The 316-nt window shown below is 43.7% G+C and carries 1 protein-coding gene; it reads right to left on the bottom strand.

What is annotated here, in order from left to right:
- The coding region (locus tag SPADD19_RS11155; protein WP_164905879.1) for a peptidase dimerization domain-containing protein at positions 1-316 on the bottom strand (316 nt) is incomplete at both ends.

Genomic DNA, 316 nt, shown 5'->3' on the forward strand with positions numbered 1-316 from the left:
AATCGGCGTCATATCTTTTTCAATCACTTGCTTCATGTTGTAGTACTGATCTTTGAGGGTGAGGAGAATGCGTTCGCTACCGAGCTCCGCATTCATCTGATCCGCAATAGATGTCATGAGGTCTTTGCGTTTCTCAAAGCTTTCGGTTTCAAAGTCCCGAATGATGTAACTGGCACTTGCTTCCTCAACAGTACCTTCAATGTTCATCAAGTGGTAGAAGCCTTCATAGCCTTCGGTTAATTCAGGACGTGCTCCTTCAGGTAGTTTGTTATGGAAATCAATGGCCAATTGAAGGGCATTGATCATTTGACCTTTG

Origin of the sequence: Streptococcus parasanguinis, assembly GCF_001578955.1 — a bacterium.
GTDB lineage: Bacteria > Bacillota > Bacilli > Lactobacillales > Streptococcaceae > Streptococcus > Streptococcus parasanguinis_U.